The following is a 26,290-nucleotide window of genomic DNA, read 5'->3' as shown; positions in this document are numbered from 1 at the left end:
GCATCAGCAGCCTGATGCAATCAGAATTAATCAAGAGGTGAAGCTACATGGACGCATGACGCTTCACCTTTTTTATCACTATTAGGCTATAAGTTTGTTCTAGCGCAATAAAACCGTCGTAATTTGCTCATACACTGACGCCATTACCTAATCTGCAATGACCCTGCGTTCAGGTTTCTTATTCATGTATTTTTAAAGGAATAGTCATGGCCTCTCAAAGTCAGCATCGTGTTTATATCCCAAGCAACGCGCGTTCAAACCAATATATTTTGGCAGAGTTTCGTCTCGATGAACTCTTCTACAACCATTTTTCAAGTCTAAGCGAGGCTTATCAGAAAATTTCTGACACTTTGTTTACCTTATGTGAAGAAAATGCACTTCACAATGTCCATATCTTAGCCAATGATAAACTGCCGATTGTGCGTTTTCATGAAGAGTCGTATTGTTTACAAACAAAAAAGCAGGTGTTGTTTTTTTATAATCCAAAACATCATGAGTCACATACGTGTTTAACTGAGCCGGGTCATCAGGCGAGAAAAATTCGCATCGTATTTTTAGCGACAGGAGATGAGCTTCGTTCGCATGCCGCTGATTTTCATCGTCGAGTCACCAAAGTTATTGGTCTGTTTAAAGCCGAATTAGCTCATTGCCCAACAGTGATAAAAATTCGTGATCATCAGCATTTAACCTATGATTTATTCGCGAATGCTAAGGGAAACAAAGAAAGCTATGGTTACAAATTACGCAGTTTAGCGCCTCGTTATCAAGCCAGAGCATGTGCGTTACCCAATACGCATAGCGAAATGACGTATGTGACAGTTGGGATCCCACTGACACGCAATATTAAAACTCGGTTTTTAAAAGAATCAGACACGGGATATGCCAAACTATACCGTCATATTGAAGACTCATTTTTAACTGTTTGTGGTGCAAAAAATCTCAATCGTATCGCCATGGTAGCCAATGATCACATCCCATTAGTGAGAAATAGCCAGGTTGATCGCAATGACCAAAATAGTGAACTACAAAAAATCAGCTTTGATCCAGCCAATCAAGACAGCCAATACTTTGGTTATTGGCATGAAGATAAATTAGTGCAAACGATTTACTTTATTATTGCCGCAGGTGATGAAGACAAAAATGATATTGGTTATGGCAAGTTTATGAATAACGTTGAAGGGGCACTGCGTGGATTAGCTGATAGACTTGAAATTCCCTCAACACAGCAAAATGTAACGGTTCGTTTTTATCAACATGTCAGTTATCACGCCTAAAAACGGCTATAAGAGATAAAAAAAACAGGCAGTATATTCACTGCCTGTTTGCTATTGGTTCAAGGGAAACCAAACAGTTCGGGTCGGCTGCTTAAGCAGCCACTGCGTCTAGGTAACGGCGATTGACTTCTTGCCAATCAATCACGTTATAAAACGCATTAATGTATTCGGGTCGGCGGTTTTGGTATTGCAAATAGTAGGCATGCTCCCACACATCGAGCGCTAAAATTGGCGTGTTGCCATGCATCAAGGGACTGTCTTGATTGAGCGAACTTTCTACGACGAGCGTTTTTTCTGGTGTGACTGATAACCACGCCCAGCCACTGCCAAATCGTTTTAACGCAGCGGTAGTAAATGCGTCTTTAAAATGGCTAAAACCACCTAACTCTTTATCAATAGCAACCGCAATTTCATCCGTTGGGAGCCCGCCTCCTTGTGGAGACATAATTTGCCAAAACAAACTGTGGTTGGCATGGCCGCCGCCATGATCACGTACTACAGGCTTCAGTGTGTCCGGTAACGAGTCAAAGTTGAGTAAAATGGTATCGATTTTTTGCGATTCATACTCAGTGCCAGCCAATGCAGCATTGATGTTATTCACATACGTGTTGTGGTGTAGCGTATGGTGAATCTCCATCGTGCGAGCATCAATATGCGGTTCAAGTGCATCGTATTGATAGGTTAACGTGGGTAATTGGTAAGCCATGATCGTCCTTTTTAATGTAAAACGGTGTGTGCATGATGCGCCGGGAATGAAGAAGGTTTTGCTTGATTCCCCCCGTGCAAGAGCCATTGTTGATAACAACGACGACTCTGACGACGAGCAATCTCAGCAATATCCGTATTGCGATGCAGAGTGAGTCGCATCATCGCTTCATAGGCGTGATAAAGCTGTTGGATACTTTGTTCGGTATTTTGTTGAGCATTGAGGCAATCGGCAATGTTATGCATGGTCACAACCCAAGCTGCAGCACAATGGGCAAACGTATCAATGCTCGATTCATCTAATGGTTGGCTCAGTAGCATGCTCATTTGATTGGCGCTAGCTAGCTCTGCACTTTGATAGGTCGCTAATGCTTGCTCGTAGTGCTGTTCTATAAATGCTCTATTGGCAGTTTGCATTAATTGTTGCCAATCAAGTAAGCGTTGCTGATGTGCTTGCAGTTGTGTTGATAACTGGGATTGCATAACCACTCCATTTGATAATGATTCTCAATTGCGTAGACAATACCTTACTTTAATCTAAATGAGAACTATTTTCTTTTGTAGGCGTGTTTTTTTATTGGTAATGTGGCCAGCTGTGCTTATTTTACCTCTTAAAGGCGGGACGTGAATTTGACTGATAAACGGTGAGAACTTTGACAAATTGACAGTGAGACTCGAGTCAAAGCGGGACGCCGATTTAGCCTGTTGGTTATCAGATAAATATTAGCGCATCTTCAAATGAAGTTATTTATCTGTTGCTGGTCGAAACCGCCGAGAGCTTTCTCGCCAAGAAAAACAGTTTGCACTGATGGTGCAGGCGTTGTTTGTGTCTGGCTTTATTATTTTCAGTGCCTTATTTGGCATTTTTTTTTGTACATTATCAAATCTGCTTTGGGCATTGATATTTTTCCAAACTTTTCTTTTGGCGTTTGGAGCTGGTTTAAATAAACATTTTTGGGTTGAACCGCTCTTTTTCATGCCAGAAATCATGCGAAAGTAAGCCTTAAGATGGTTCTTTATAGAAGCTATCAGGTTTATGGTACTTTTTGGCGTCCTAAAATAAAGTTTACCCCCTGGGCTAAGCCTATTATCACAAGATGAGCGTGTTTAATAATTTTGGGGCTGTTACTTACACTTCATCTATTGACAGCATTTGGCCATCTAGATTACTGTAACTAAAAACTGTTAACGCTTTATTTACAGGATGTATCCATGAAACTCCTCATTTTCGGAATTTCCTTGACAGCGATGTCATTTGTAAGTGTCGCAAATTCTGACACCACTCAATTAACACAACTGATGGAGAAGTGGTTGAGCATTGAGCAACAAAAAGGTTTGCTACAGCGCCAATGGAATACGAAAGAGCAACAATTAAAACAAAAAGAAAAGCTACTCAGCATTGAAAAAAAAGCATTACTCGAACGTGTTAACCAAGTAAAAGAGGCTAACTCAGAGGTTGACGAAAAGCGCTTAGCATTAACTACAGAGCAAACACGTTTAGAGCACGAGCAAGCTGTTATATCGGTTAAATTACAACAGGCTCACGATGCATTAAATTCTCTCCTTCCACAATTGCCTCCGCCATTGCAACTACAATGGCGCGAAAAAATGTTGCTTTTGACTCAGAGCAGTGCATCTGATAGTGAAAAATTAGAGCGAATTTTAAGTTTATTTAAACTGGCTACGGAGTTTGACCAACGAGTGGCTATCAATCGCACATCGATGAAGCTTGAACATGATCAAGAGATCTTTGTTACGCAAATTTACCTTGGGTTATCGCAGGGCTGGTATATGAGTGACGATGGCCAAACAGTTGGCTATGGGCGCAGTGAAAAATTGGGTTGGCAGTGGTTTGATAAAGAACGTGCCGAAGCTGAGCTGAACCTATCACTTGATGCGAGTGCCTTATTGGCTGTACGCCATGTGATAGAAAACCCCACCCAAGCTCAGTACCTTAGTTTACCTGTATCCTTGTCTCAGTAGGAGTTGAACCATGACTATGCTTCAAAATATGGCGGCAGCGTGTGCGTTAATTTGCTCGATTAATGCTTTTGCTGATGAGCCTGCACAGGTCTTAATTGAGCGCATTGCATCTTCACAAGCACAACTAGAAAATATTCAACAACAAATAAATACTCGCAGTGAAAAGCAAACCGCTCGATTAGATCAGCAGCTCAGAGAGATAGCTACCTTGCGTACCCAAGCGGCCACGATTCAGCGTGTCGCGGATGAGCAAGCACTGAGTTTAGAGCAATTAAAAAAACGCGTTGAGCAATGGCAATCACAAGATCATTATCAAAAACAGTTATTAACAAGCTACATCGAATCCAATCATGCGCTCAAACAAGCATTGAGTAACCAAGAAGGCTTTCAAGTAAGCGCCACTCAGTTGGGAGACATTGTTGCTGATGTGCAAACACGCTTATCGCCGAGTTGGCAAACTCAAAATGTCGTGAACCAAAGCGGGCGGCTTACTCCTTTTAATGTGTTGGCACTTGGACCAACGGTGATCGCCTATCACTCTCAAGACAAAATTGCCGGCCCTTTGCATAATCCACTTGAATCAGATCTCCAAATTAATCGTGATGTATATGACGAACAAGCTGTCAGTGCCATTGCAGCACTTTATAACAACAAAAGCGGAGCGGTGTTATTTGATCCGACGCTCGGAAATGCTGACAAGTTACTCTTGCAAGATGCAAGTTTATGGCAGCATGTTCAAAAAGGCGGCCCTTGGGCGATTCCGATCATTTTATTCGGTGTGTTCTCGTTTATTATTTCGTTATTCAAAGCTGTACAACTGACACGTTTACCAAAAATCGATGCCTCTCTCATTGAACGTTTGAAGACAGTCAAAGCCAATAATGAATGCCTTAAAAAAGCAATTGAAGACAAGGTCACGGGTGCACAAAAGCAGCTGGTTGATATTGCGCTTATTCATCCTGTTTCGCAGCAACGAGATGACTTGCTGGTGGCTTATTTAAATGATTACAAACATAAAATAGAGCGCTTTTTAGGTGCCATCGCAACCAGTGCCGCAATTGCCCCATTACTCGGTTTACTGGGCACCGTCTCAGGGATGATCAGCACATTTATGATGATGAATACCTTTGGCACCAGTGATGCGTCCACTGTGTCAGGGGGGATATCAGAAGCGCTCATTACCACAGAGCTTGGTCTCATTGTCGCGATCCCTTCTTTAATTATGAGCGCGTTATTAAGTCGTAGAGCCAAAAGTTACAACGCCAAGCTTGAAAGTAATGCGATTAAATTGAGCAAGTTAGAGTTGGCTTAAGCATGTTTATTATTCAGGAGTTAACGCCTTACTTATTTTTACTGACCAATGCAGTGGTGTGGGCCATTTTGATTGTGGCAGTCGTTTGTTATGGGCTGTTAATCGATTTATGTTTTGTCAGCCGTCAAGATCAGCTCTGGTTAGGGCGCTGCCATCATTGGATCCCGACCTTAAAAACAATTTTAGCGTCTTTACCTTTATTGGGCTTGCTTGGCACGATCAGTGGGCTATTAGTGACCTTTTTTAGTATGTCAGTCGAGCAAGGTTTAGACGAAGATCAAATCATCAGCGGTGGAATCGCACAGGCAATGTTGACCACACAGCTGGGCTTAGTTTTTGTTATACCCGGTTTACTGATGCTGAGCTTGCTAACCAGTAAAGTGACACGTTTTGGAGTGACTCGCATATGAAATCCATGATTGAATCCAAGATAGAGCAGAGCAAAGGACAAGAGCTCGATTTAGCTCCGTTATTAGATGTGGTGTTTATTTTATTGATCTTCTTTATTGTCACGACGGTGTTTGTCAAAGAAACAGGGGTAGATATTGATAAACCCAGTGCAGTATCAACCGAGCAATTGCAAAAGTCAGTTATTTTAATTGCCATTACGGCCAATAAAGAAGTGATGTATGCAGGCACAAATATTGGGGTGAAAGGTGTTAGAACCACTCTGAGTCAATTGACTAAAAGCAATACAAAACCGCTGGTTATCCAAGCAGATAAAGCAGTCAAAACGGATTTGCTGGTACAAGTCATTGATCAAGCAAAATTGGCTGGGATCAGTCATGTTAGTATCGCAACGTTAGGGCCTTAGCATTATGTCTGCTTCACTATCGTCTGAGAATTCATTTTTTACGCAGATGACGAACAAAACAATAAAAATATTACCTTGGATTTTAAGCCTTGTACTCACTGCTGCACTCGGTCTTGGGGTGTTGATGTTAAAGAATACACCCAAGCAAGAAGAGGAGTTAGTGACGGTACGTAAAATTGATGTTGCCCTTCCCATTCCGCCTCCGCCGCCCCCGATGATAGAAATGAAGCAATCAGCAACAGAGGCGATGGCGCCGAGTATTAACTTGTCTCATGCCGGTTCAGGTCCGGCCATTAGTTACAGTAATAAACCCAGCTTAGGCCAACCTAAAGTCGCACAATTATCGTTGCCAAAATTTGAATTTAGTATGAAAGACTTTAGTAAAACACTTGATTCTGATTTCCCCGTAATGGAAGTAAAGAGCCTTGATAAAGTCCCTAAAGTGGTGTTCTCAAAATACTTTGCTCCGCCCAGATCCGTCACACAAAGAGGGGTTAAACGAATTGCGACCAAAGTGTCTTTAATTATTGATCAGCAAGGCAAACCTTTTATCCAGCGGATTATTGACCCTGTGTATCCTGAAATGGAAATTACCATTCGTAACTGGGTCGAACATGCACGGTTTTCCGTCCCTAAAAAAGATGGTAAGCCCGTAAAGGCTATTTACATTTACGGTTTAAATTTCAACCACGGTAGGTAATGAAATGATTAAAAAATTGTCTCACTCACTCTATTTAATTGCTTGTTTAGCACTGTCACCGAGTTATGCTTGGCAAGAAAAGCCCATCTTACTTAAATTACAATCGCCGGTGTTTGAAATCCCTCATTTCTCTGGCTTTTATAGCCAACGAGAAGTGTCCGTCTCTCCAGAAGAATATGAAATAGCAGAAAAGTTTCGCTTATTACTTGCTGAGGATAAAAAACAAGAAGTGATTGCAGAGCTTAATAAATTTTATGATTTAGAATTGAGCCCTGCCATGCTGACGCTCAAAGCGCAAATATACTTTTCGATAGAAGAGTATAAAAATGCAGAGAAATATTATTTAAATGTTTTAAAAAGAATGCCGCAATTGGTGCGCGTGCACCGTGATTTAGGGCAATTGTATTTAGTGACCGAAAAATACACTGAAGCACGTGAACATTTCGCCAAAGCGATTTCATTTGGTGCGATGGATGCCACGATTTATGGTCAACTCGGTTATTTGAATTTAAACCTGCATGGGCCATTAAGCGCCGTGGCAGCATATCAACAGGCTCTGAGCTTAGAGCCAAATGAAGAGCAATGGCAACAAGGACTTTTTTTAGCGTTAACGCAAGCCAAAATGTTTCCCGCAGCGCAGGCGTTGTTAAGCGAACTGGTTGCAAAACATCCAAACGATAAAAACCTTTGGCTCAATCAAGCGATTTTAGCGCTCGATAGTGGCAATGATACCTTGGCCTTAGCGAGTTTAGAAATGGCTATTTTATTGGGTGAAACCGATGCGAATAATTTAAAAACCGCGGCACAGCTGCATCTACAGCAGCAAAGTTATGATCGTGCCATCGAGCTAATCGAACAAGACTTAACCTACAACCAGCTGAACATAGACACAGTAAATGAATACCTCATTTGGTTAGATCAATTGCAAATGTGGCAGCAAGCTTCTACTTTACTCGATAATTTATCAGCCCAGATTGATTCGCTTGCGCAGCATGATCAAAGTGTACTCTACAGTCATCGGGCGCGAATAAGCGCTAAGCGTGAGCAATACCAGGCCGCAGAGCGCTATTTTAAGTTGGCATTAACGACGAACCCTAATAATGGCCATGCCCTGATCAATTATGCAAAGCTGGCCAGCGAACAAAAAAATAACATTGTGGCCGAGTTGATGTACATTCGCGCGCAAGCACTGCCCGCATTTGAAAAGGAAGCCTTACTCGGTCAGGCACAGCTGTACATTAATATGCAGGACTATGTTTCGGCCATTGAGCAACTACAAAAAGCCAGTTTGAAGTATCCAGAATTACATCAATTAACTGAACAGATCGAAATCATTAAAAATATTATTCGCTTAGAAAACAGTTCAACAATCTAAATCTAAAAGGACAGACGATGAAAAAAGTAATGTGGCTTGCGATCGCAGCAGCTTTATTGAGTGGTTGTCAATCAACCGATCAAACAGTCGCCCAAGAGCGCAATATTTGCCAAGGTGGCGATTGGCATAAAGTGGGATATGAAACAGCGCTAAAAGGAGTGTCAGTTAGAAAAATCGAAGAGTTAGCAGAGTCTTGTCCTCACTATTCTGAGCAAGCAAAATCAGACTACTTAGATGGGTATACCATAGGAATTACTGAATATTGTACGTTTGATACCGGATATGAAATTGGCAAAAAGAATATGCTTATGCCGACTGTTTGCCCGTTTGAAGTACGCGCCGAGTTTAACGATGGTTATGATCAAGGTCTAAGGCTGTTTACTGAAAAGAAAAAAATGGTTGAGCAACTTGAACGAAACGAGCGCAATGCAAAAGCAAAAACTCCGACCAGTAAACAAAGCGACTTTTAGGCAAGTACGCTGAACTTTAGGGCATAATGTCGTTTAAGTTCAGCGTGTTTTACCCAGCTTGCTCGAATTACACTTTCTGCTAGCCTGGTTACAAATCCTCACAATCCAATCAAATCAGTGCGGTAAACTGGCTCTATCTTCTCTCCATGATGTTATTAAATGAAAAGCCAAATTGTATTGTTTATTACAATATGCTCACTATTAACCGCCTGTGATGAGCAAACTTATCACGCCAATGTGAGTGTAGTTAATGTTGCCAGTGATGAACTTGTTGTGCGTTGGCATGATAAAAACACAGAGAAAATGGTCGATCTCCTGCTCAATGACAATGCGCTAGGTTATGGTGAGATCAGCGATCAGTACAAACTTTTGAATCATGAATTGCAAGGCAATGTGTTTACGTTTGATGCGCAAAACTACTTAACTGAAACAGTAATCGAATCAACCAGTTTTGCATTGGCTGATCAGCAGTCGTATTACGTGTTTGCTTATGGTGATCCCAGTAGTGACGGTGAACAAAAAGCCAAACTTGGCGCTATTTACCGCTACAACGATGAGATTGCGGTTAATCAATATCGTTTTCATGTTTTACATACGTACTTCCCTATGTTGGCTCCCCTTGATGTGTACTTGAATGGTAAGTTGATTGCTGAAGATCTCAACTATGGCAAGGGGACGGGGTTTATAACGGTGTCAACCGAAAAGACCCATTTAGTGATAGTAAAAGCCAATGAATCACCGAGTATAAGCCAGCCACTTATTAACACACATTTAATCCCTGATAGTGGCGAGCTACAAGTGGTGTTTATTGCTCCTCAATCGTCCAATCATGTACAGTTTGCGGCACAGACATTTGTTGTAAAAAACGCCCAGATTGATTAATTCCTTTTAACAATTTTCCTTGTGTACGTTTAGCCAAGTTGATATTTAACTTGGCTTTTTTGTATTTATTAAAATTCAATAAATTATAACCTATTAATTTATAATGTAAATTTACCTTTCTATAGCCATGTTGGTAATAAATTTACAAATCACCATTGGATATTGTATACATTTTAATGTATAACAGTTGTGTCTCAAATGATAATTAAATGTAAATGCAAATGTAAGTTTGAGTGACAGATGGATCCCTTAGGGGCTGCGCCCAGTTGTATATCACAGTGAGCAGTAAAGGAAGTGACCAGCAATATGCTGGTTAACGCGACCCTAGCAATATTCCGATAAAGTTGATGACTATGAAACTAACAACCAGAAAATCATTCCTCGCCAGTGCCATTTTAGTGTCGCTGAATCTTGGTGCTGCCAATGCCGCGCAATTGTGCGGCGAAAAAACGTTGCCCCGTCAGGGCGAAGTACCCGCTAATCAAACCCAGTGTATTACCGACTATGGTCATTATTTACATGTTAATGTGCCTTACGAAAACAGCGATGTGTCGATCACCACCAGTGGCGGGACCTTCACAGGCTCTGATGCAACGATTATCTTGTACGATGGTGATGATTGGAGTGGCAATGAACAGCTTCGCAGTGCCAATGCAGGCACCAATGATGAAAGTGTCAGTTTTGTATCGCACGCTGGAAATCGCTATTTCGCTATCAACGGAAATATAGCGCAAACTTCACTGCTCGTGACGGTCAGCGGCGGCGATGTGCCACCGCCAATGGGTGACTACATTGTGTTCGATACCGATATCAATGTGTCAGTAAAAAGCCCGGTAATTAACTCAAAAAACCAATACGGCGCGATTATCCCAACGATTTTAACTGCGGTATATGACGACTTTGAAGGCCTAGCCAGCGCAACAAACGATCCACTGACTGATGTTACTCAAGCCATCCATTATTTAGCAAGCGCTGATAATATTAGCGATCCTGATTTAAATCAGTTGTTGTACTTTTTAGGCTCGTATAAATTTTATGCCCCAGCCATGAGTGAGGCAGAAGCCCAAGCGCTCAGCGATGCGATGGTTGCAGTGGCTAAAATGACTGATTTTTTAACCAATAAAGGCGGTGTCATTCAAGAAGGGTTTGCTAAAGCTCTGAATAATTTTGAACGCGGTGCAGGGGCACAACATTATCAAGATTTACTGCCACATGCTTTAGCGGCACTTCAGTACCACTCAATGCAAAGTAATCCATTTGCAGCCACTAATGCTGGCGATGCCACCATGGCGCTGTTAAGTGCTTTGGGCTCTGCGGCTTATTATGGTGATGCGCCGACCAAGGCGGCATTTAATCATCGTATGCTTGATGTGCTTTCGGTACTGCGTTCGTTTGCGCATTTAGGTGAAACAGCTGTTGATTTACGCTGGACGAGTGAAGCGGATCGTAAATGGATTGTGCCACACAGTTTTATTGCACTGGGTAAAATTGCCAGTATTGCCACTGATGAGGCCAAGGCCCGCTTTGATAGTACCGTGCGTGAAGCACAAACGACGCTGCAAAACTCGCTCAGCCTTGAAACGATTGAAACCATTACTACTAAAAACTACTTAGAATCAGCAGGGCGAGAATGCGCACAGGGTGATGCGTTGTTTGGCCATTGTGTTGTGCCACCCAAAGAAAGCGACATTTTAACGGTTAGCCACCAATGTAATGAATTTATTACTATTCGTGCGCAAAGCTCGATTAGCCAAGCGACCCTGTCGCAATCGTGCGCCGACATGGCAACACAAGAATCTGAATTTCATGCCTTCTTCAACACCCAAGGCAATCCTGTGGCAGGAGATAAAAATGCACACCTTGAAGTGATTGCGTTTGCTAGCCCTGATGAATACAAAAAATATGCCCCTGAATTTTATGGCATCGATACCGATAACGGCGGCATGTATTTAGAAGGCACGCCCGAAAACGAAGGCAATCAAGCGCGCTTTATAGCCATGCAGTGCCCCGATGATTGGGTCGGCGGCTCGTGCCAATATGAAGATCAAATTTATAACTTGCGCCATGAATACGTGCATTACTTAGATGGGCGTTACATCAAAGCGGGGTCTTTTGGCTATTTTGATTACAACGTTTCGTGGTCAGAAGGCATGGCAGAATACATGGCCAACGGCAATGATCATTCTCGAACCCTTGAATCGTTAAAAGGGCAAGTGATCCCCCCTTTATATAACTTATTATTTATGGCGTATGGCTATGATGAGCTCTACCCGTGGAGTTACTTTGCAATGCGTTATTTAGCCGAAGAGCATAATGACGACATTCATTTACTCACCGCTGCGATGCGCTCAGGCAACAAAACTGATTATGTGAGTACGTTAAAAGCAATCGAAGCGCGAACTCAAGCTGGTTTCGAAGCATTTGTACTTGCCAACTCAGAAGCCATTGCGCCGAAGGCAGAAACCTTACCTGCACCCGATAGCATAGGTAGCTGTGATTTGGCCCAGCAATATGTTCGTAAAGTGGATGCTGCAAAAACTAATTTTACCATTAGCAATACCACTAACACGCCGATCTCGCTGTTTTGGGTCAACAATAATACTGGTAAAGCGAATTTTGCTAAAAACTATCAAACCCTCAATCAGGGCGAAAGCTATAGCGGCACAAATTGGAGCGAAGGGGATCGCTTAATGCTTAGCGATGGCAATTTAAACTGTGTAGGCATGGCAGTTATGGGTGAACAAAACAACACCTTTAACATCGATGCAGAGCTCGTTAAAAACATCGTGCCAGAAGTCATCCCAGAGCAAAACCAGATGGGCAGCTGTGCGTTAGTGCAACCGCACGTTATTAAAGATACCTCGCATGGCTTTAGTATTACGAACACCACAGATACCCCTGTGCGTTTATTCCGTATTGATAACTTAACCGGCAAACCTATGTATGCCAGTGCAGCAACAGGATTTGATTTTGGTTATGGCACTTTAGCGCAAGGTGAAACGTACAGCTCAGATGTTTGGTATGGCGATCGTCGCCTTATGGTGACTGATGCGCGCTTAAACTGTTTAAGTGTGGGCGTACTTAATCACCAAACGGCAGCGTTCACAATCGATCAGAGTATGGTTGCCACCGCAGAGCCAGCCGAAATCATTCCAGCCGCCAATACGTTAGGCAGCTGTGACTTGATGCAAAAACACTTAACCGGCCCATTTGAAGCAGATTTTTCATTTGTGAATACCAGCAATACCCCAGTGCGTATTTATCGCATTGATAACGAAACTGGCGAGCTGAGTGAAAGCTTTGGCTTTAAAACACTCAATACTGGCGATACGTACGATAGCGCAACCAGTTGGAAATGGTTTGGTAATCGCCGTGCAGCAGTGACGACCGAAACCGGTCAGTGTTTAGCTGTAGCGGTCATGAGCGAAGAAAATTCGGTCAATAGCTATGAGATCACCAATGAAACAGTGGGTGACACCACCCCACTTGACAGTGATGGCGATGGCGTCATTGATTCAGAAGATGCGTTCCCGCTTGATCCTAACGAGAGTAAAGACAGCGATGGTGACGGTGTCGGTGACAATGGTGATGCTTTCCCACTGGATGCGAGCGAAAGCAAAGACAGTGATGGCGATGGCTATGGCGATAACAGCGACGCCTTTCCAAATGATGCGTCAGAATGGCTCGACTCTGATGGCGATGGTCAAGGTGACAACAGTGATCCCTACCCGAACGATCCAGATAATGGTGGTGGCTCAGTGAGCAACTGTGGTGAGGCAACCATTAGTTCAGGCCGTTTAAACTTAGCCAGCACAGAATGTGTAGCCGGTGGCCGAGGCTCGTTTTATGTGTGGGTTGAAAACGACAATACTGACTTAGTCATTGCCACTGCAGGAGGTGAGGGCGATGTCGGCATTTACTTTAATGCCGATACATGGGCCACACAAAGTAATGCCCAAGCGAAATCGGGTAATAGTGGCACAGCGCAAACCTTAGCCGTGACTGCAAATCGAGGATGGCGTTATATCAGCCTTGAAACGAGTGGCCAATACCAAGGAGTGAGTTTAACAGTCACAGAAGGGCAGGCTGACGGGGGAGGCAACGGTGGCACTGAGCCGCCAGTGGACGCCGCGATTGCCAATGCCTGTGCAACGCAAAGTGCCTTTACTTATGGCGCAGTTGAGTCGGGTAAAGCAATTTGTACCGGTCAAGGCCATAACAGTTACTACATTTATTTTACTGGTAACGAAAGCGAAGTGACCATTCAAACTGCTCATGGTGCAGGCGAAGTGAAATTATACTCAGATATTACGTGGGCAAGCGCCTCGCAATATCAGTATAAGTCGACGACAGCAGGTACAACGGTGCAAAGCATTACGGTCAGTAACCCTAGTGTGGGTTGGTACTACATTACCGCTGACACCACAGCCGCAGGGGTCGCCTTGCAGGTCGATGTAAACTAACACCCTAATGTGTATGGCGTGTTTCTTTAAAGGGCGCGCCACTACACCATTCATTTTCCTACACAACAATGCAAAGCAGCACTCCCCCAGTGCTGCTTTTTTAGTTGGAAAGAACCTATATTGTCCCTGCGCTTGTATGCGTCATGGAGATATAAGGTCGGGTTTAAGTGTGATTCAACAGCCTTTGGGTGAGCGGTTTTTAACCACAAAGAACTTAGAAATTCAGTTTTTAAGATCAGTAACAAGTTGATGGATAGTGCTGTATATCTCTTTAAAGCAGCTTCGATAGCGGGCTAACCACACCATTCGCGCCTTGCTGTAAAACATGGGTATAAATTTGTGTTGTTCTCACATCGGTGTGGCCTAATTGGGCTTGCACAGTGCGAATATCCGCCCCGTTTTGTAGCAAGTGGGTGGCAAAGGAGTGGCGTAAAGTATGCGGTGTAACATGTTTATTAATATGAGCATTAAAAGCGGCTTTTGTAACGGCGCGTTGGATCTGTTTTTCATCAATATGATGGCGACGGATCAATTTACTTTCAGGGTCTTGGCTGAGTTGCTGAGAAGGGAATAAGTATTGCCAACCTAATTCCTTCGTTTGGCTTTGGTACTTTATGCGCAAACGATGGGGCATCCACACACCTGAAAATTCTGGATTGTTGAGATCTAAAGCCAAGTAGCGCTCAACGATATTAATTTGTGATAGCAGAGCTGGCATCAGCTCCTGAGCCAATGTTACAATGCGATTTTTCCCGCCTTTAGCGTCCCAAACGCGGATACATTTATAATTAAAGTCAATGTCTTTGACCCGTAAACGAAGCGCCTCGGTAATACGCAGACCACTCCCATACAACAGACTGCAAGATAAATGATGCTTGGCGCAGCATGCCTGGAAAAATTGTTTCACTTCTTCAACGGTCAGTACAACGGGCAATTTCGCTGGGCGCTTGCTTTTGACAAAGTTAAGCTTTAGGGAAAGTGGGCGCTGGATAATTTCTTTGTATAAAAAACTTAATGCATTCAGGGCCTGTGCTTGAGTGGCTGCAGCCACATTCTGTTGGAGCACCAAATGGCTTAAGAATTGTTCTACTTCAAGATCTGACATGTTGTTAGGGTGGCGCATCCCGCTGAAGCGGATAAAGCTGGCAATCCAAAATAGATAACTCTCAATAGTGCGCTTCGCGTAGCGGCGGCTATACATGTGCTCTTTTATCATAATAAGAAAAGCGGACTTCATATGACCAACCTTTTATTTAAATAAACACTGTATTTATAGGGCTGTGATCCATTTTTGTGTTGATAGAATAAAATTGTAAGATTAATCAATAATTAAAAGAGTTCATTAAAAACGTCTTCAAATTGTTCACCATTGTTCAATCTTTCTAAGCCTCTATACATATTCTTTGGGTTCATTGGCTCTACAGCGACTAGAGATGCTTGATAATATTTAACATTGGTGTTTGGAAAGTCACTGAGGTAAAAAACCGATTTGATCTCAGCTACGTCATCACTTGTTACATCAATGTTTTCTAATAAAAAGGGCTTGCGGTAATCTGCTTTTATCCCTGTCCCTTCAATAAACCAAGCTGGTAATTGAGTTAGTTCAACAAACAGGTTTGTTCTGTATCTAACTTCTGCATGAACAAGTTCATGAGCAATTACGTCAGTGTTTAGTCCTTTGGGACCTAAAAATATACATTCTCTAAATAAACCAGAATTTTGCATACCTGTAGGGTTAAATCCGAACTTTGCATATTTAGTTTCGGCTGTTGCAATGATTCTAGGGTTAGAAGTTGGAGTGCCATAGATATCCGAAACCCTTTTAATAGCGGCTTGTACAGAGTGTGATAGCTCAACTTGCTTCGGGCTGTCGATACTTTGGTCAACATAAAAATCTGGTGACACTTCATTGAAGTGCGATATTCCTATCAGTTCGCAAGTAATGGCATCTTTTTTAAAGTAGCCAAATGAAGCTATAAAAAACGTAATAAAAACAGTGGTAATTATCTTAAGTATCTTCATTAAAATTCCAAATATTTATAGCGCCAGAACGACCCAACTATCGTCTTCTTGTGACTGATCCATTTGCCTAAACCAAGCAATGTAATTATCAAGGTAGGCAGTTCCAACACCATTAAACTGACTAAGCCATTGCTTCCAGCGCATCATCCAATTGTTTAGTGTTTGTATGTGGTAGATGCCATCTATAACTCTTTGATTATCAATAGCTATAAGGCGTTTATGATCGAGTTCAAAAGGTAGATTCTTGACGATTGTTTGATACGACAAATTACCATCTGTACATAATACACTCTCAGGCGTTAATACAGGTGCTAGTGATTTTTCTAGCTCTTCTCTAGTGTTTCTTTGTAAAACGCAGTGAGTGACAGCACCATTGCGATCTAATGCAAGCATAACGGGTACTTTAGGTATGTCATGGCTCTTAACCCCACGTTTACGTGCTGGTCTATCTAACTGGCGTTTGCCTTTAAATGACTCGTTGATAAAGGTTTCATCGGCTTCAATGATCCCATGAAGCTCTGAAGGCTTTCTTTGTCTTGGTTTAGATAATAACTGATGTCGCCAACGCCAAGCCGTTTTGACATTAATACCTAGTTCACTTGCTGCTTCTCTGATCTTGGCTGTAAACCACATGCCTTCTGAATATTGATGCCATTTATCTTGTTTTTTCATGCCAGATAATGGCGTACCTGTAAGTGAGTTAAACGTCCGAGTGCAGGCTTTGCATTTGTATCGCTGTTGACCTCGTGCAGTTGTTCCGTACTTTGTGAACTCGTGACTACCACAGTGAGCACACTCAGCTACGCCTTCCTCATGCACAGCAATGGCTTTACCAACATGGTTCGAAGAAATCATATCTTCGATGTGTTGTCGGAGACGTTTCAACTGAACAAAAGTTAGCTCTTCTAATGTAGTTTGAAGATTGGCAAACTGAGTATTATTCATAGACGCTCCTTACATGATTTGATTTACTTAGTATAGCAAACCAACACAGAAATGGATCAGCGCCATTTATAGACAGTGTTTGGTGAGTTGTCCAATAACATTATTAGTCGCCGTTTTGTCGGATAATAACAGCGCAGTCACGATAAATATCATAATTGCTTGTTTACTAAAGATAAAAAAGGTGTGAATATTGTGGATATGTTTTATACGCCGTTTTGGGGGATTGTATCACCCCATTATGGGATCGAATAAGCTGTTATACCTATAGAGATAATTATGGCTAATATTGCTAGTGATATTGAAAACAGACCTAAAGAGTTATGGGATTTACCAAACTACGGGTGTTTACCTGATAAGGGCTTTCAGATTGATTTAGCAGGATCTGTTGGGGAGTTCTTGGCACATGACATTTTTGATTTAGATGGAACTCAACCCATTGAAAGTAAAATTATGGGGCTTTCAAAAGAATTACATAATGGACTGCCTGTTATTGGAGTAAACCCTTCTGAAGATGCTATCGAGTTCTATAAAGCTCGGAGTGAACAGTTTCAAATGGTCAATGTAGTTGTTTGTTGTTATGGGTTTGAGGAAATAGATGGTCAATTGTTTGGTCTGCCTTATCACGTGTCTCTACGACCAGCTCAAAAAAGGGGGAAGCCAGCAAGTGTAGATACTGACTGGATCAAAAACATGAATCTAGAAAGAGTATTAGATGGTTCCCCTCACTATATGGGATTTAACCCTTTTACTAATGCATTTGGCTTATACGCCACAGGTCCCGTCCATTTAAATGAAGATCTATGTTCAGATGTTGTTGGCTTTGTGTATAACATGTATTTTTTAGCGAGCAATTATGAGAAAAATGATGTAATTGACCCTGGTATGTGTACATCTCTACTTGGTGATAATAAATCTGCCTTAGGTGATTATAGAAAATATCGTTTTTCTCGTTACTTCAAACCATTTACAGATATCAAACCAGTAAAAATATGGGGTTGTGATTCGCCAATTGAATTATTTCTCTTACAAGCAATGAATAGTTTATCTTTAAGACCAAAAATACAGATGAATATCTTTTCTGACGGAACAACATTCCCTTCATTACAGTCAATGTGGGAAAATGGCAAAAGAACAAAAGCTTTAAGTAAAATGATTTCTGAAGCAGATTTTTATTTTGAAGAACAGAAAGTTGCAATATTCTGTGATTCTGTTGCACATCACTCATCAGATGAAGCGATAGCTAAAGACAAAGCAATAGATGAAAAACTTGAAAAAATAGGTATACGCAGTATTCGAATATCAGGACCAGATATTGTTGCCTCACCGTTAAAATGCGCTATAAGAATTCGTGACTTTATCGCAAAATAGGTATAACAAGGCGTTTAAACGGAACTAAAACAGTGGGTTAGGTTTCGCTTCGCTCCACATTATAACCCACTATTTTAGTCCGCTTAACGCGGCGTTAGCATTCAAATCGAGTATGGAGTAAAAATGAAGTATTTAGCCTTAATTACAGGATGTGTATTATTAACTGGATGTGCAACGGGCTATCAAGCTCATACTTGGTCTGGCGGTTACAAAGATAAAGAGTTAGGCGAAAACAATTACATGGTTGAATACTATGGAAATGGCACAACTTCAACTGAAATGCTTAAAACATTTTGGAGTAAACGCGCTTCAGAATTGTGTCCCACTGGTTATGATGTAATGGGTGAAAATAAAGGTAAAACTGACGGTGGTATTTTTCTTGGTGGTATTACTTCTATAGATCATCCTTGGTTAAAAGCCGAAATTCAGTGTAAATAAATGCTAACAAGAACTTCAAACGGAAAAAATACAGTTGGCTGTTTTCACTCCGTTCAACATTTTAGCCAACTATATTTTTCCGCTTAAGTAGGCGTTACAAATATTCATCGAAATTAGGGAGAATCTCAAAATGAAAACTATCGAAAGTCTATTGATATCAAAAGGTCAGCTGGATCGAATATATGTAGGGAGTCTGAAATTGTTTCTATGGCGGTCGCTACACAAAAGTTCAAAAAGCAAAAATCCTCTATATCCTGATTTTGAAGAAAGGGAAATTAGAGCAGGAGTTTTGAGGGCGCCGGACGTAGAGGTAGTGAAGCAAGAGGGCGGAATGGAAGTAGTTAAATCCGTTTTGGGGCAGGGAACTTCTTTGTTTGATCGGCCCGGCGCGTTCGGAGAAGATAATTGGACTTATTTTGAAATTCCAGAGGGCACAGAGATACCTTCTGGTCTCATCATTACAAAAGACAGTTATAACAAACGTTTTAAGGCTACACATTATTCTATTAGCCCAAATTATGATATGCCAAAAACTCGATTCGTTCAGCTCTTGGATCAATTAGCTAGAAACGCAGTTAGCCAAAAACGGAAGCAAGCCAATGTCTGAATTAGCATTATCTACATTAATGATTAGTATCCAGTCAGTTCAAAAGCAAATTGAGTATTTTGAAGGATTGTTGGAGTCCGAGACAGTTAGAGACAAAGCGGAAATTCAAGAGTTGCTCCTTACTTATGATCAGGCAGCTGGAGATTTGAAAAAAGCTTACATGTCTAAACGCGCTGAGGGCAGTAATTTTCCAGAATATGAAGATCTGGTGTAAACATATTTGTAACAATACAATTAAGCGTGCCCCTACGGGGCCGGACGCCGCAAGCGGCGCCGCTTATTGTGGGCGTTATACGTTTCGAGAGTTTGGTGTTTTTAAAATGTCTGAAGAAGCAGTAAAAATCGCAAAACAAATGTTGAAAAGCGATGAAAACTATTTGGAAAACGTGATCGAATTATGGCGAATTGGAAGTGATATTCACGGTCAAGTTTGGGATACCGAGTTTCACATTTTTGGTCTGATTGCATCTGAAACTGATCATCTTCCGCTTAAGCATGTAAGGCCAAACTGTTCTGCCGAGTACCTTGCTAAAGTAGATAGAGAGTTAAGCAAAACTATTGCTTATTATCGAAACGACGTAGTAACTGCTTGTAACCAAATAATAAAGCAGTTAAAAAACGTATAACAAGAGACTATGGCGTCAATAGCTAATTTTAAACTTTTGGCGCTTCCCACATTACTCCGTCTCTGAGCATCGAATTTAAGATCACAATCATCTTCCTGACACACGCAATAAGCGCTACTTTTTTCGGTTTCCCAGCAGCAACTAATCGCTGATAAGTTGATTTAAAAACAGGGTTAGATTGGATGGCTGACATCATCGCCATGTATAAAACGGTGCGTACTTGATGCCGCCCACCTTGAATTTTTCGAAGCCCTTTATAGCGGCCACTTTCGCGATTCATAGGCGCAACGCCAACCAATGCACCGGCTTCTTTATTCGACATATAGCCAAGCTCAGGTAAGTTACTGATGATGGAGGCAGCGGCAATTTTACCAATGCCTTTCATGCTTTGTAGAATCGTGTTTTTGGCTGAATATTCAGGGCATGATTCAATGAGTTTTAGAATTTTATTTTCAATTTTTTCAATCTGATTCTTAAAGGCCGTTAAAATAGGTTTGATGGTTGAAACCAGCTCTTTTGGTAAAATTTGCAGGCGGTTTTTTTCCATCGTCTGCATGACTAGCAGCTGATTTCTTCTGGCAACTAAATCACTCATAGTCTGCATGATGTCAGGTTTTAGGGTGGAGAGTGTGGGTTTAATTGCCTCGCCATAATGTGCAATTAACTGTGCATCTAGCTTGTCGGTTTTGGCGCGTTGACCAATGGCACCAGCAAAGCGTTTTATGTGTATTGGGTTGGCAATGACAAAAGGTAAATAGGCCTTTGCACATGCAATAATAAAGGGCATTTCAAGGCGGCCAGTGGCTTCAATAATGATACGTTTTGGAGAGTGAATTTTGATTTTTTTAATTGCCTCAGCAATCCCTTTTTCATCGTTCTTAACGGTGAAATAGATATCAAGAGGGCGAATATAAATATCGAGTTGAAATTTTCCGGTATCGACACCGACATTAATGTTTTGATTAGTATTTGTTTTCATAATAAGCTAACTCTTGCTTGCATAATGCGGGTTCGAGACCCAGTAGACTATTCGAGTGTGATGCTTGGAGTCTTTTGTGGCGTTCATTCTTGTTATCGGTCTCTCAACAGAGGAGCCATCGCTCAATCGAACTACCACAAAAGAGAGCTTTAGTTGCAGCTAAAGCCTGAGTCTCACATTACCCTAACCCGGTTTAAAAGAATAATTAGATGGGTTTATTATCCATACAAGCTGTTTAAGGTGGGACTGCTAAAGTTTGGCTCGGTTTCGCTTCGCTACACATTTTAGCCAAACATTATCAGCCCCTTAACAGGGCGTTGGTATGACTCCCACTGTCAAGTTAAACACACTGATCCTTGCCTAACTTTAAGCCATAATTTCTTCACTCGAATTAGAGAGAGTTAACGCATAGGATGAAGCAAGTAATGTCGTCGGTTTTCATGCTGGTATTCGTTGGTTACTCACTTTCATGAGCAGAGCAGACCTTACTTAACTCGACGTGGCACCTGTCTTCAGTCTATGTTCGTGGTTCAATGTTACGGTAGCAACATTGCCATCCTAAAGCTTCCGCTCCTGCTCACGCTCCTTACCTACATCCATTTAGGCAACGCCGTCGGTGGTTGTGCCACACCCGATGCTTGACCCAATGCATTAACTCTAATTCGTTCATATTAAGCAGGTACTCTTGATAATCTTAATTTAGGATTTATCGGTGAGAGTACAATCTGTTTTGCGATTGCCCAGATATAAGCAATCATTTCACGGGCAATGGCGGTGACAACGAGGTTGTAATGCTTACCTTTATTAATGAGCTTTTTATAACGCTTACAGAGCCTTAACTGCGCTTTCCATGCGATATCAACAATCTGTTTTGGTAAGCCTTCTTGTCGCTTTTGTAGTTCAGTCGAGATGTTGGCAGCATGGCGATAACTATGAGCGCCTTCGACTAATAAGCGCCTTGCACGACCATTCCCGCATTTTGTGATGGCGCCAATATGCCTTTTACCACCGCTGGAGTGTTCACTAGGTACAAGGCCAAGATAACTCATGAGTTTTCGCGGATGGTCGAAACGAGTTAAATCGCCAAGCTCAGCCACAACACCTGCGGCCACAAGCAAACGAACACCGCGCATAGCCTGAATGGCTTTAACAACAGGGTAGTATCGCCATTGATAAACATGGTGAGAGAGTTCGTTGTCGAGTCGCTCCAATCGTGCAGTTCGCTCGTTAATAGTTTGAATAAACTCTTGTAAAACGATTTGTTGTGCGGGGTGTGGCAATACCAGCTCTGTGAGCCAACGTAAATGTTTTTGTGACCAATTTGCAGTGCCTTTGTAATTAATATTATTACGAAGCAGCAACGCCTTTAATTGATATTTGGCATCTTTTAAGTCTTTCATCGCAACTTCTCGAGCACGAGATAAATCACGAACAGCTTCATCTTCAGGCTCAGGTACATAAATAGGGGTTAAGTCTTCAGACTTAAGTAATTTAGCCAGTTTTAGCGCATCACGTTTGTCAGTTTTTACACGCTCCCCAGGCTTTTTAGGAATAAGCGAAGGGGCAACTACGTAACAACAATGTCCAAGAGAAGTAATTAAGCGGTAAATCCAATAACCACAGGGGCCAGCTTCATAAACGAAATGCAGAGTGGCATTGGGATATTTAGACTCAAATTGCCTGATAAGCTTTTTAATAGCGACTTTAGCAGAAGAAATGCGACCGAAATGAATGGGTTTTGCGCCGCGATTATCTTCAATGTATGCCACTTCCACAAACTCTTTATGAGTATCTAAGCCAATGAAAAGTATGTTATGTTTAGTCATGCTAGCCTCTGCTGTTTAGTTATTTGACAAACTAATTATGGCTCTGGCTTTAAGCTAACCCACGAAAATGCGGAGGCTAGCACCGTGTGGGAGTCATTATGTCTATGCATCACGGAGAGATCGGTGAAATATACTTGCCCTTGTTGCGGCTACAAGACTTTCGATGAGCCTGCTAAAGGTACATACGATATTTGTGAGCTCTGTGGCTGGGAAGATGATTTGGTGCAAAATGAAGATCCGGACTACGAAGGTGGTGCCAACGGAATCTGTCTTCGTGAGGCCCAGCATGAATTCTTAAAAGAATCTGTAGATACTGAAGGGTACTTCAAAGATCCACTGTGGCAATTGTTGGAGCCTCCATCAAAAGGGTCACGTTTAAAGAATTCTAAAACAGACTTTGTCGCTACAAGTAACGGCGAGGTTAAAAATGCATAACAAGGCCATTCAACATTAGCGCGCAAAGACACGCGCGCTGGGACGCCCAACACTCCGCTTCTTTTGTGTTGTCGCTGCGCTCCAAAATAACACAAAAGAAGCTACGTATTGGCCGCCGTTGATGGCGGCGTTAGCAATCAAACCTAGAATCGTGGCTATGGCGCAAGCACCTATTGAATTATCTGAATACTCTTCTGAATGGCCTGCTAAGTTTGAAGCTGAGAAGAACCGTTTACTGAGTTTGGTCGGTGAATACAATTATGGAAGCATTGAGCACGTTGGCAGTACTGCGGTACCAGGTCTTATTGCTAAACCCGTAATAGATATTATGTTTGGTATCAAATCACTTGAGCAAGCAAGGCCAGCTATCGAAATTCTGAGCAACAATGGATATTGTTACTTTCCATATAAGGGAGATGTAATGCATTGGTTTTGCCGACCTTCGAACGAATTTCGAACTCATCACTTGCACCTTGTACCCTATGAAGGCCCGTTATGGATGGAGCGTATACAGTTTCGAGACGCTCTTCGTAGCGACATAAGTTTAGCTGCCGAGTATGCCGAGCTTAAATCGCGTCTTGCAATACAGCACAAATCTGATCGTGAGAAATACACGCTAGAAAAGTGGCCATTCATAAATAAGGTTTTGTCTTGCGCGTAAATTGCTAACAAGGCAATGAAAGATCGCCGGTAAATACACACCGGCTGGACGCCCAACACTCCGGTTGCTTTGTGTTGTCGCTCCGCTCCAAAATAACACAAAGCAGCCTACGTATTGGCCGCCCTTTATTGCGGCGTTAGCCATAAAAGGAATGTCTGGTGAATCGAAATATCAATCCGAAATTTTCAAGCCTAATTTTACTAAGCTTATTTGTAGCTGGATTCCCATTTCAGTTTGTATTTACTAAGACAATTCCAAACTCTATCTTCACTCAGCTTTTCCCACTTCCTTTTGGAGGCGGTATTTTTCTAGCATTTCTCGCTTTTGGCCCGGTGATGTGGCAGAAAAAAACAGTGATTCGGTCTTTCCTTGACTCATTGCTCGTCATGCTTATTGGCCTAGCTCCAACTGTTCCAGTGGCTATGTATCTGGTCAATAGTAGACTTAGCTTAGGGAATACAATATCTCAGTATGTTGTAGCTATAATTGTCTGCCTTTTAGCTATCTCATTGCACCTAGTAATTCGCTACATATTTCAGCTTGTAGCGGTAAAATGGCTAACAAGGCAATGAAAGATCGCCGGTAAAGACATACCGGCTGGACGCCCAACACTCCGGTTGCTTTGTGTTGTCGCTGCGATCCAAATTAACACAAAGCAGCCTACGTATTGGCCGCCCTTTATTGCGGCGTTGGTATGACTCCCACAGTCAAGTTAAACACACTGATCCTTGCCTAACTTTAAGCCATAATTTCTTCACTCGAATTAGAGAGAGTTAACGCATAGGATGAAGCAAATAATTTCGTCGGTTTTCATGCTGGTATGACTACAGGCGTCCTGCCTTTCGTGAATCAGCTACGCAGTTCAAAATTGTTCCTGACAATTTTGTCGTTGGTTACTCACTTTCATGAGCAGAGCAGACCTTACTTAACTCGACGTGGCTGCTTCACAGCGACACACTGTCTTCAGTCTATGTTCGTGGTTCAATGTTACGGTAGCAACATTGCCATCCTAAAGCTTCCGCTCCTGCTCACGCTCCTTACCTACATCCATTTAGGCAACGCCGTCGGTGGTTGTGCCACACCCGATGCTTGACCCAATGCATTAACTCTAATTCGTTCATATTAAGCAGGTACTCTTGATAATCTTAATTTAGGATTTGCCGGTGAGAGTACAATCTGTTTTGCGATTGCCCAGATATAAGCAATCATTTCACGGGCAATGGCGGTGACAACGAGGTTGTAATGCTTGCCTTTATTAATGAGCTTTTTATAACGCTTACAGAGCCTTAACTGCGCTTTCCATGCGATATCAACAATCTGTTTTGGTAAGCCTTCTTGTCGCTTTTGTAGTTCAGTCGAGATGTTGGCAGCATGGCGATAACTATGAGCACCTTCGACTAATAAGCGCCTAGCACGACCATTCCCGCATTTTGTGATGGCGCCAATATGCCTTTTACCACCGCTGGAATGTTCACTAGGCACAAGGCCAAGATAACTCATTAGTTTTCGCGGATGGTCAAAGCGCGTTAAATCGCCAAGCTCAGCGACAACGCCAGCGGCCACGAGTAAGCGAACGCCGCGCATAGCCTGAATGGCTTTAACAACAGGGTAGTATCGCCATTGATAAACATGGTGAGAGAGTTCGTTGTCGAGTCGCTCCAATCGTGCAATTCGCTCGTTTATAGTTTGAATAAACTCTTGTAAAACGATTTGTTGTGCGGGGTGTGGCAATACCAGCTCTGTGAGCCAACGTAAGTGTTTGAGAGACCAGTTTGCAGTACCAGCGTAGTTAATATTATTGCGAAGAAGCAGTGCTTTTAGTTGGTATTTGGCATCTTTTAAGTCTTTCATCGCAACTTCTCGAGCACGAGATAAATCACGAACAGCTTCATCTTCAGGCTCAGGTACATAAATAGGGGTTAAGTCTTCAGACTTAAGTAATTTAGCCAGTTTAAGGGCATCACGTTTGTCAGTTTTCACACGCTCCCCAGGCTTTTTAGGAATAAGCGAAGGGGCAACTACGTAACAACAATGTCCAAGAGAAGTAATTAAGCGGTAAATCCAATAACCACAGGGGCCAGCTTCATAAACGAAATGCAGAGTGGCATTGGGATATTTAGACTCAAATTGCCTGATAAGCTTTTTAATAGCGACTTTAGCAGACGAAATACGACCGAAATGAATGGGTTTTGCGCCGCGATTATCTTCAATGTATGCCACTTCCACAAACTCTTTATGAGTATCTAAGCCAATGAAAAGTATGTTATGTTTAGTCATGCTAGCCTCTGCTGTTTAGTTATTTGACAAACTAATTATGGCTCTGGCTTTAAGCTAACCCACGAAAATGCGGGGGCTAGCACCGTGTGGGAGTCATTATGTCTAACTGGCTCTAATCGTTTCGTATT

General features: G+C 42.1%; 27 protein-coding genes. 18 read left to right on the top strand and 9 right to left on the bottom strand.

Annotated features, from left to right (window positions below):
- The first annotated feature begins 206 nt into the window (after nucleotides 1–206).
- Complete coding sequence (locus AC3KVK_RS19485; protein ID WP_490313563.1) at nucleotides 207–1,274, top strand: DUF3083 family protein; 1,068 nt, start codon at nucleotides 207–209, stop codon at nucleotides 1,272–1,274.
- Nucleotides 1,275–1,365: 91 nt separating this feature from the next.
- Here AC3KVK_RS19485 and AC3KVK_RS19480 read toward each other — a convergent pair whose 3' ends face one another.
- The 3 genes from AC3KVK_RS19480 to AC3KVK_RS19470 all read right to left on the bottom strand — a co-directional run bounded on the left by AC3KVK_RS19480 (nucleotide 1,366) and on the right by AC3KVK_RS19470 (nucleotide 2,969).
- A complete protein-coding gene (locus AC3KVK_RS19480; protein ID WP_490313562.1) occupies nucleotides 1,366–1,980 on the bottom strand; it encodes a superoxide dismutase in 615 nt (204 codons plus the stop codon).
- A gap of 11 nt (nucleotides 1,981–1,991) precedes the next feature.
- Nucleotides 1,992–2,462 carry a DUF2753 family protein gene (locus tag AC3KVK_RS19475; RefSeq protein ID WP_490313561.1) on the bottom strand — a complete coding sequence of 157 codons (471 nt, stop codon included), beginning with the start codon at nucleotides 2,460–2,462 and terminating at the stop codon, nucleotides 1,992–1,994.
- Between the two features lie 261 nt (nucleotides 2,463–2,723).
- Complete coding sequence (locus AC3KVK_RS19470; RefSeq protein WP_490313560.1) at nucleotides 2,724–2,969, bottom strand: hypothetical protein; 246 nt, start codon at nucleotides 2,967–2,969, stop codon at nucleotides 2,724–2,726.
- Nucleotides 2,970–3,191: 222 nt separating this feature from the next.
- On the opposite strand from AC3KVK_RS19470, the gene AC3KVK_RS19465 reads away from it, so the two are divergent.
- From AC3KVK_RS19465 to AC3KVK_RS19425, 9 genes are all read left to right on the top strand, one after another.
- Nucleotides 3,192–3,962 (top strand): DUF3450 family protein, encoded by a 771-nt coding sequence (locus AC3KVK_RS19465; RefSeq protein ID WP_490313559.1) that lies wholly within the window; start codon nucleotides 3,192–3,194, stop codon nucleotides 3,960–3,962.
- A gap of 10 nt (nucleotides 3,963–3,972) precedes the next feature.
- The gene (locus tag AC3KVK_RS19460) at nucleotides 3,973–5,274 is read left to right on the top strand and encodes a MotA/TolQ/ExbB proton channel family protein (RefSeq protein WP_490313558.1); all 1,302 of its coding nucleotides are present in this window, start codon (nucleotides 3,973–3,975) and stop codon (nucleotides 5,272–5,274) included.
- Nucleotides 5,275–5,276: 2 nt separating this feature from the next.
- Entirely contained in the window at nucleotides 5,277–5,684 is a 408-nt protein-coding gene (locus tag AC3KVK_RS19455; RefSeq protein ID WP_490313557.1) for a MotA/TolQ/ExbB proton channel family protein, read from the top strand.
- Nucleotides 5,681–6,088, top strand: coding sequence for an ExbD/TolR family protein (locus tag AC3KVK_RS19450; protein ID WP_490313556.1), 408 nt, complete (start codon nucleotides 5,681–5,683; stop codon nucleotides 6,086–6,088). The genes AC3KVK_RS19455 and AC3KVK_RS19450 overlap by 4 nt, the downstream gene beginning before the upstream one ends.
- A 4-nt stretch (nucleotides 6,089–6,092) precedes the next feature.
- Nucleotides 6,093–6,788, top strand: coding sequence for a hypothetical protein (locus AC3KVK_RS19445; RefSeq protein ID WP_490313555.1), 696 nt, complete (start codon nucleotides 6,093–6,095; stop codon nucleotides 6,786–6,788).
- 4 nt (nucleotides 6,789–6,792) lie between these two features.
- Nucleotides 6,793–8,163: a tetratricopeptide repeat protein gene (locus tag AC3KVK_RS19440; RefSeq protein WP_490313554.1), complete on the top strand. Its 1,371-nt coding sequence runs from the start codon at nucleotides 6,793–6,795 to the stop codon at nucleotides 8,161–8,163.
- Between the two features lie 17 nt (nucleotides 8,164–8,180).
- Nucleotides 8,181–8,633, top strand: a complete 453-nt coding sequence (locus AC3KVK_RS19435; RefSeq protein WP_490313553.1) for a DUF2799 domain-containing protein — start codon at nucleotides 8,181–8,183, stop codon at nucleotides 8,631–8,633.
- A 159-nt stretch (nucleotides 8,634–8,792) separates the two neighbouring features.
- On the top strand, nucleotides 8,793–9,515 hold the full coding sequence (locus tag AC3KVK_RS19430) for a hypothetical protein (protein ID WP_490313552.1): 723 nt from the start codon (nucleotides 8,793–8,795) through the stop codon (nucleotides 9,513–9,515).
- 353 nt (nucleotides 9,516–9,868) lie between these two features.
- On the top strand, nucleotides 9,869–13,978 hold the full coding sequence (locus tag AC3KVK_RS19425; RefSeq protein WP_490313551.1) for a collagenase: 4,110 nt from the start codon (nucleotides 9,869–9,871) through the stop codon (nucleotides 13,976–13,978).
- Nucleotides 13,979–14,249: 271 nt separating this feature from the next.
- Here the strand turns inward: AC3KVK_RS19425 and AC3KVK_RS19420 are convergent, their stop codons facing one another.
- From AC3KVK_RS19420 to AC3KVK_RS19410, 3 genes are all read right to left on the bottom strand, one after another.
- Nucleotides 14,250–15,215: an integron integrase gene (locus AC3KVK_RS19420; RefSeq protein WP_490313550.1), complete on the bottom strand. Its 966-nt coding sequence runs from the start codon at nucleotides 15,213–15,215 to the stop codon at nucleotides 14,250–14,252.
- Between the two features lie 92 nt (nucleotides 15,216–15,307).
- The gene (locus tag AC3KVK_RS19415) at nucleotides 15,308–16,000 is read right to left on the bottom strand and encodes a hypothetical protein (RefSeq protein ID WP_490313549.1); all 693 of its coding nucleotides are present in this window, start codon (nucleotides 15,998–16,000) and stop codon (nucleotides 15,308–15,310) included.
- 15 nt (nucleotides 16,001–16,015) lie between these two features.
- A complete protein-coding gene (locus AC3KVK_RS19410) occupies nucleotides 16,016–16,945 on the bottom strand; it encodes an IS1595 family transposase (RefSeq protein ID WP_490313548.1) in 930 nt (309 codons plus the stop codon).
- Between the two features lie 276 nt (nucleotides 16,946–17,221).
- Between AC3KVK_RS19410 and AC3KVK_RS19405 the strand changes: the two genes are divergently transcribed.
- From AC3KVK_RS19405 to AC3KVK_RS19385, 5 genes are all read left to right on the top strand, one after another.
- On the top strand, nucleotides 17,222–18,313 hold the full coding sequence (locus tag AC3KVK_RS19405) for a putative endonuclease domain-containing protein (protein WP_490313547.1): 1,092 nt from the start codon (nucleotides 17,222–17,224) through the stop codon (nucleotides 18,311–18,313).
- Between the two features lie 123 nt (nucleotides 18,314–18,436).
- Complete coding sequence (locus AC3KVK_RS19400) at nucleotides 18,437–18,751, top strand: CC0125/CC1285 family lipoprotein (RefSeq protein WP_490313546.1); 315 nt, start codon at nucleotides 18,437–18,439, stop codon at nucleotides 18,749–18,751.
- 130 nt (nucleotides 18,752–18,881) lie between these two features.
- Nucleotides 18,882–19,358 (top strand): Tse2 family ADP-ribosyltransferase toxin, encoded by a 477-nt coding sequence (locus AC3KVK_RS19395; RefSeq protein ID WP_490313545.1) that lies wholly within the window; start codon nucleotides 18,882–18,884, stop codon nucleotides 19,356–19,358.
- On the top strand, nucleotides 19,351–19,572 hold the full coding sequence (locus AC3KVK_RS19390) for a Tsi2 family anti-toxin (protein ID WP_490313544.1): 222 nt from the start codon (nucleotides 19,351–19,353) through the stop codon (nucleotides 19,570–19,572). Before AC3KVK_RS19395 ends, AC3KVK_RS19390 begins: the two co-directional genes overlap by 8 nt.
- Nucleotides 19,573–19,678: 106 nt before the next feature.
- Nucleotides 19,679–19,984, top strand: a complete 306-nt coding sequence (locus AC3KVK_RS19385) for a hypothetical protein (protein ID WP_490313543.1) — start codon at nucleotides 19,679–19,681, stop codon at nucleotides 19,982–19,984.
- Nucleotides 19,985–20,012: 28 nt separating this feature from the next.
- Here AC3KVK_RS19385 and AC3KVK_RS19380 read toward each other — a convergent pair whose 3' ends face one another.
- Both AC3KVK_RS19380 and AC3KVK_RS19375 read right to left on the bottom strand, forming a co-directional pair.
- Nucleotides 20,013–20,963 carry an IS110-like element ISPtu2 family transposase gene (locus AC3KVK_RS19380; RefSeq protein WP_518526948.1) on the bottom strand — a complete coding sequence of 317 codons (951 nt, stop codon included), beginning with the start codon at nucleotides 20,961–20,963 and terminating at the stop codon, nucleotides 20,013–20,015.
- Between the two features lie 671 nt (nucleotides 20,964–21,634).
- Complete coding sequence (locus AC3KVK_RS19375) at nucleotides 21,635–22,789, bottom strand: IS110 family RNA-guided transposase (RefSeq protein ID WP_518526947.1); 1,155 nt, start codon at nucleotides 22,787–22,789, stop codon at nucleotides 21,635–21,637.
- 123 nt (nucleotides 22,790–22,912) lie between these two features.
- Here AC3KVK_RS19375 and AC3KVK_RS19370 point away from each other — a divergent pair, with 123 nt between their 5' ends.
- From AC3KVK_RS19370 to AC3KVK_RS19360, 3 genes are all read left to right on the top strand, one after another.
- Complete coding sequence (locus AC3KVK_RS19370; RefSeq protein WP_518526946.1) at nucleotides 22,913–23,224, top strand: CPCC family cysteine-rich protein; 312 nt, start codon at nucleotides 22,913–22,915, stop codon at nucleotides 23,222–23,224.
- A gap of 121 nt (nucleotides 23,225–23,345) precedes the next feature.
- Nucleotides 23,346–23,885, top strand: a complete 540-nt coding sequence (locus AC3KVK_RS19365) for a GrpB family protein (RefSeq protein WP_490313757.1) — start codon at nucleotides 23,346–23,348, stop codon at nucleotides 23,883–23,885.
- Nucleotides 23,886–24,043: 158 nt separating this feature from the next.
- Complete coding sequence (locus AC3KVK_RS19360) at nucleotides 24,044–24,457, top strand: hypothetical protein (protein ID WP_490313756.1); 414 nt, start codon at nucleotides 24,044–24,046, stop codon at nucleotides 24,455–24,457.
- A 550-nt stretch (nucleotides 24,458–25,007) separates the two neighbouring features.
- On the opposite strand, the gene AC3KVK_RS19355 is transcribed toward AC3KVK_RS19360, so the two are convergent.
- Nucleotides 25,008–26,162 carry an IS110 family RNA-guided transposase gene (locus tag AC3KVK_RS19355; RefSeq protein ID WP_518526945.1) on the bottom strand — a complete coding sequence of 385 codons (1,155 nt, stop codon included), beginning with the start codon at nucleotides 26,160–26,162 and terminating at the stop codon, nucleotides 25,008–25,010.
- Nucleotides 26,163–26,290: the final 128 nt, after the last annotated feature.

This window comes from Pseudoalteromonas sp. J2K-J979 (assembly GCF_058169715.2).
The sequence above is the reverse complement of the archived record's forward strand: the minus strand, read 5'-3'. Positions and strand labels throughout refer to the sequence as shown.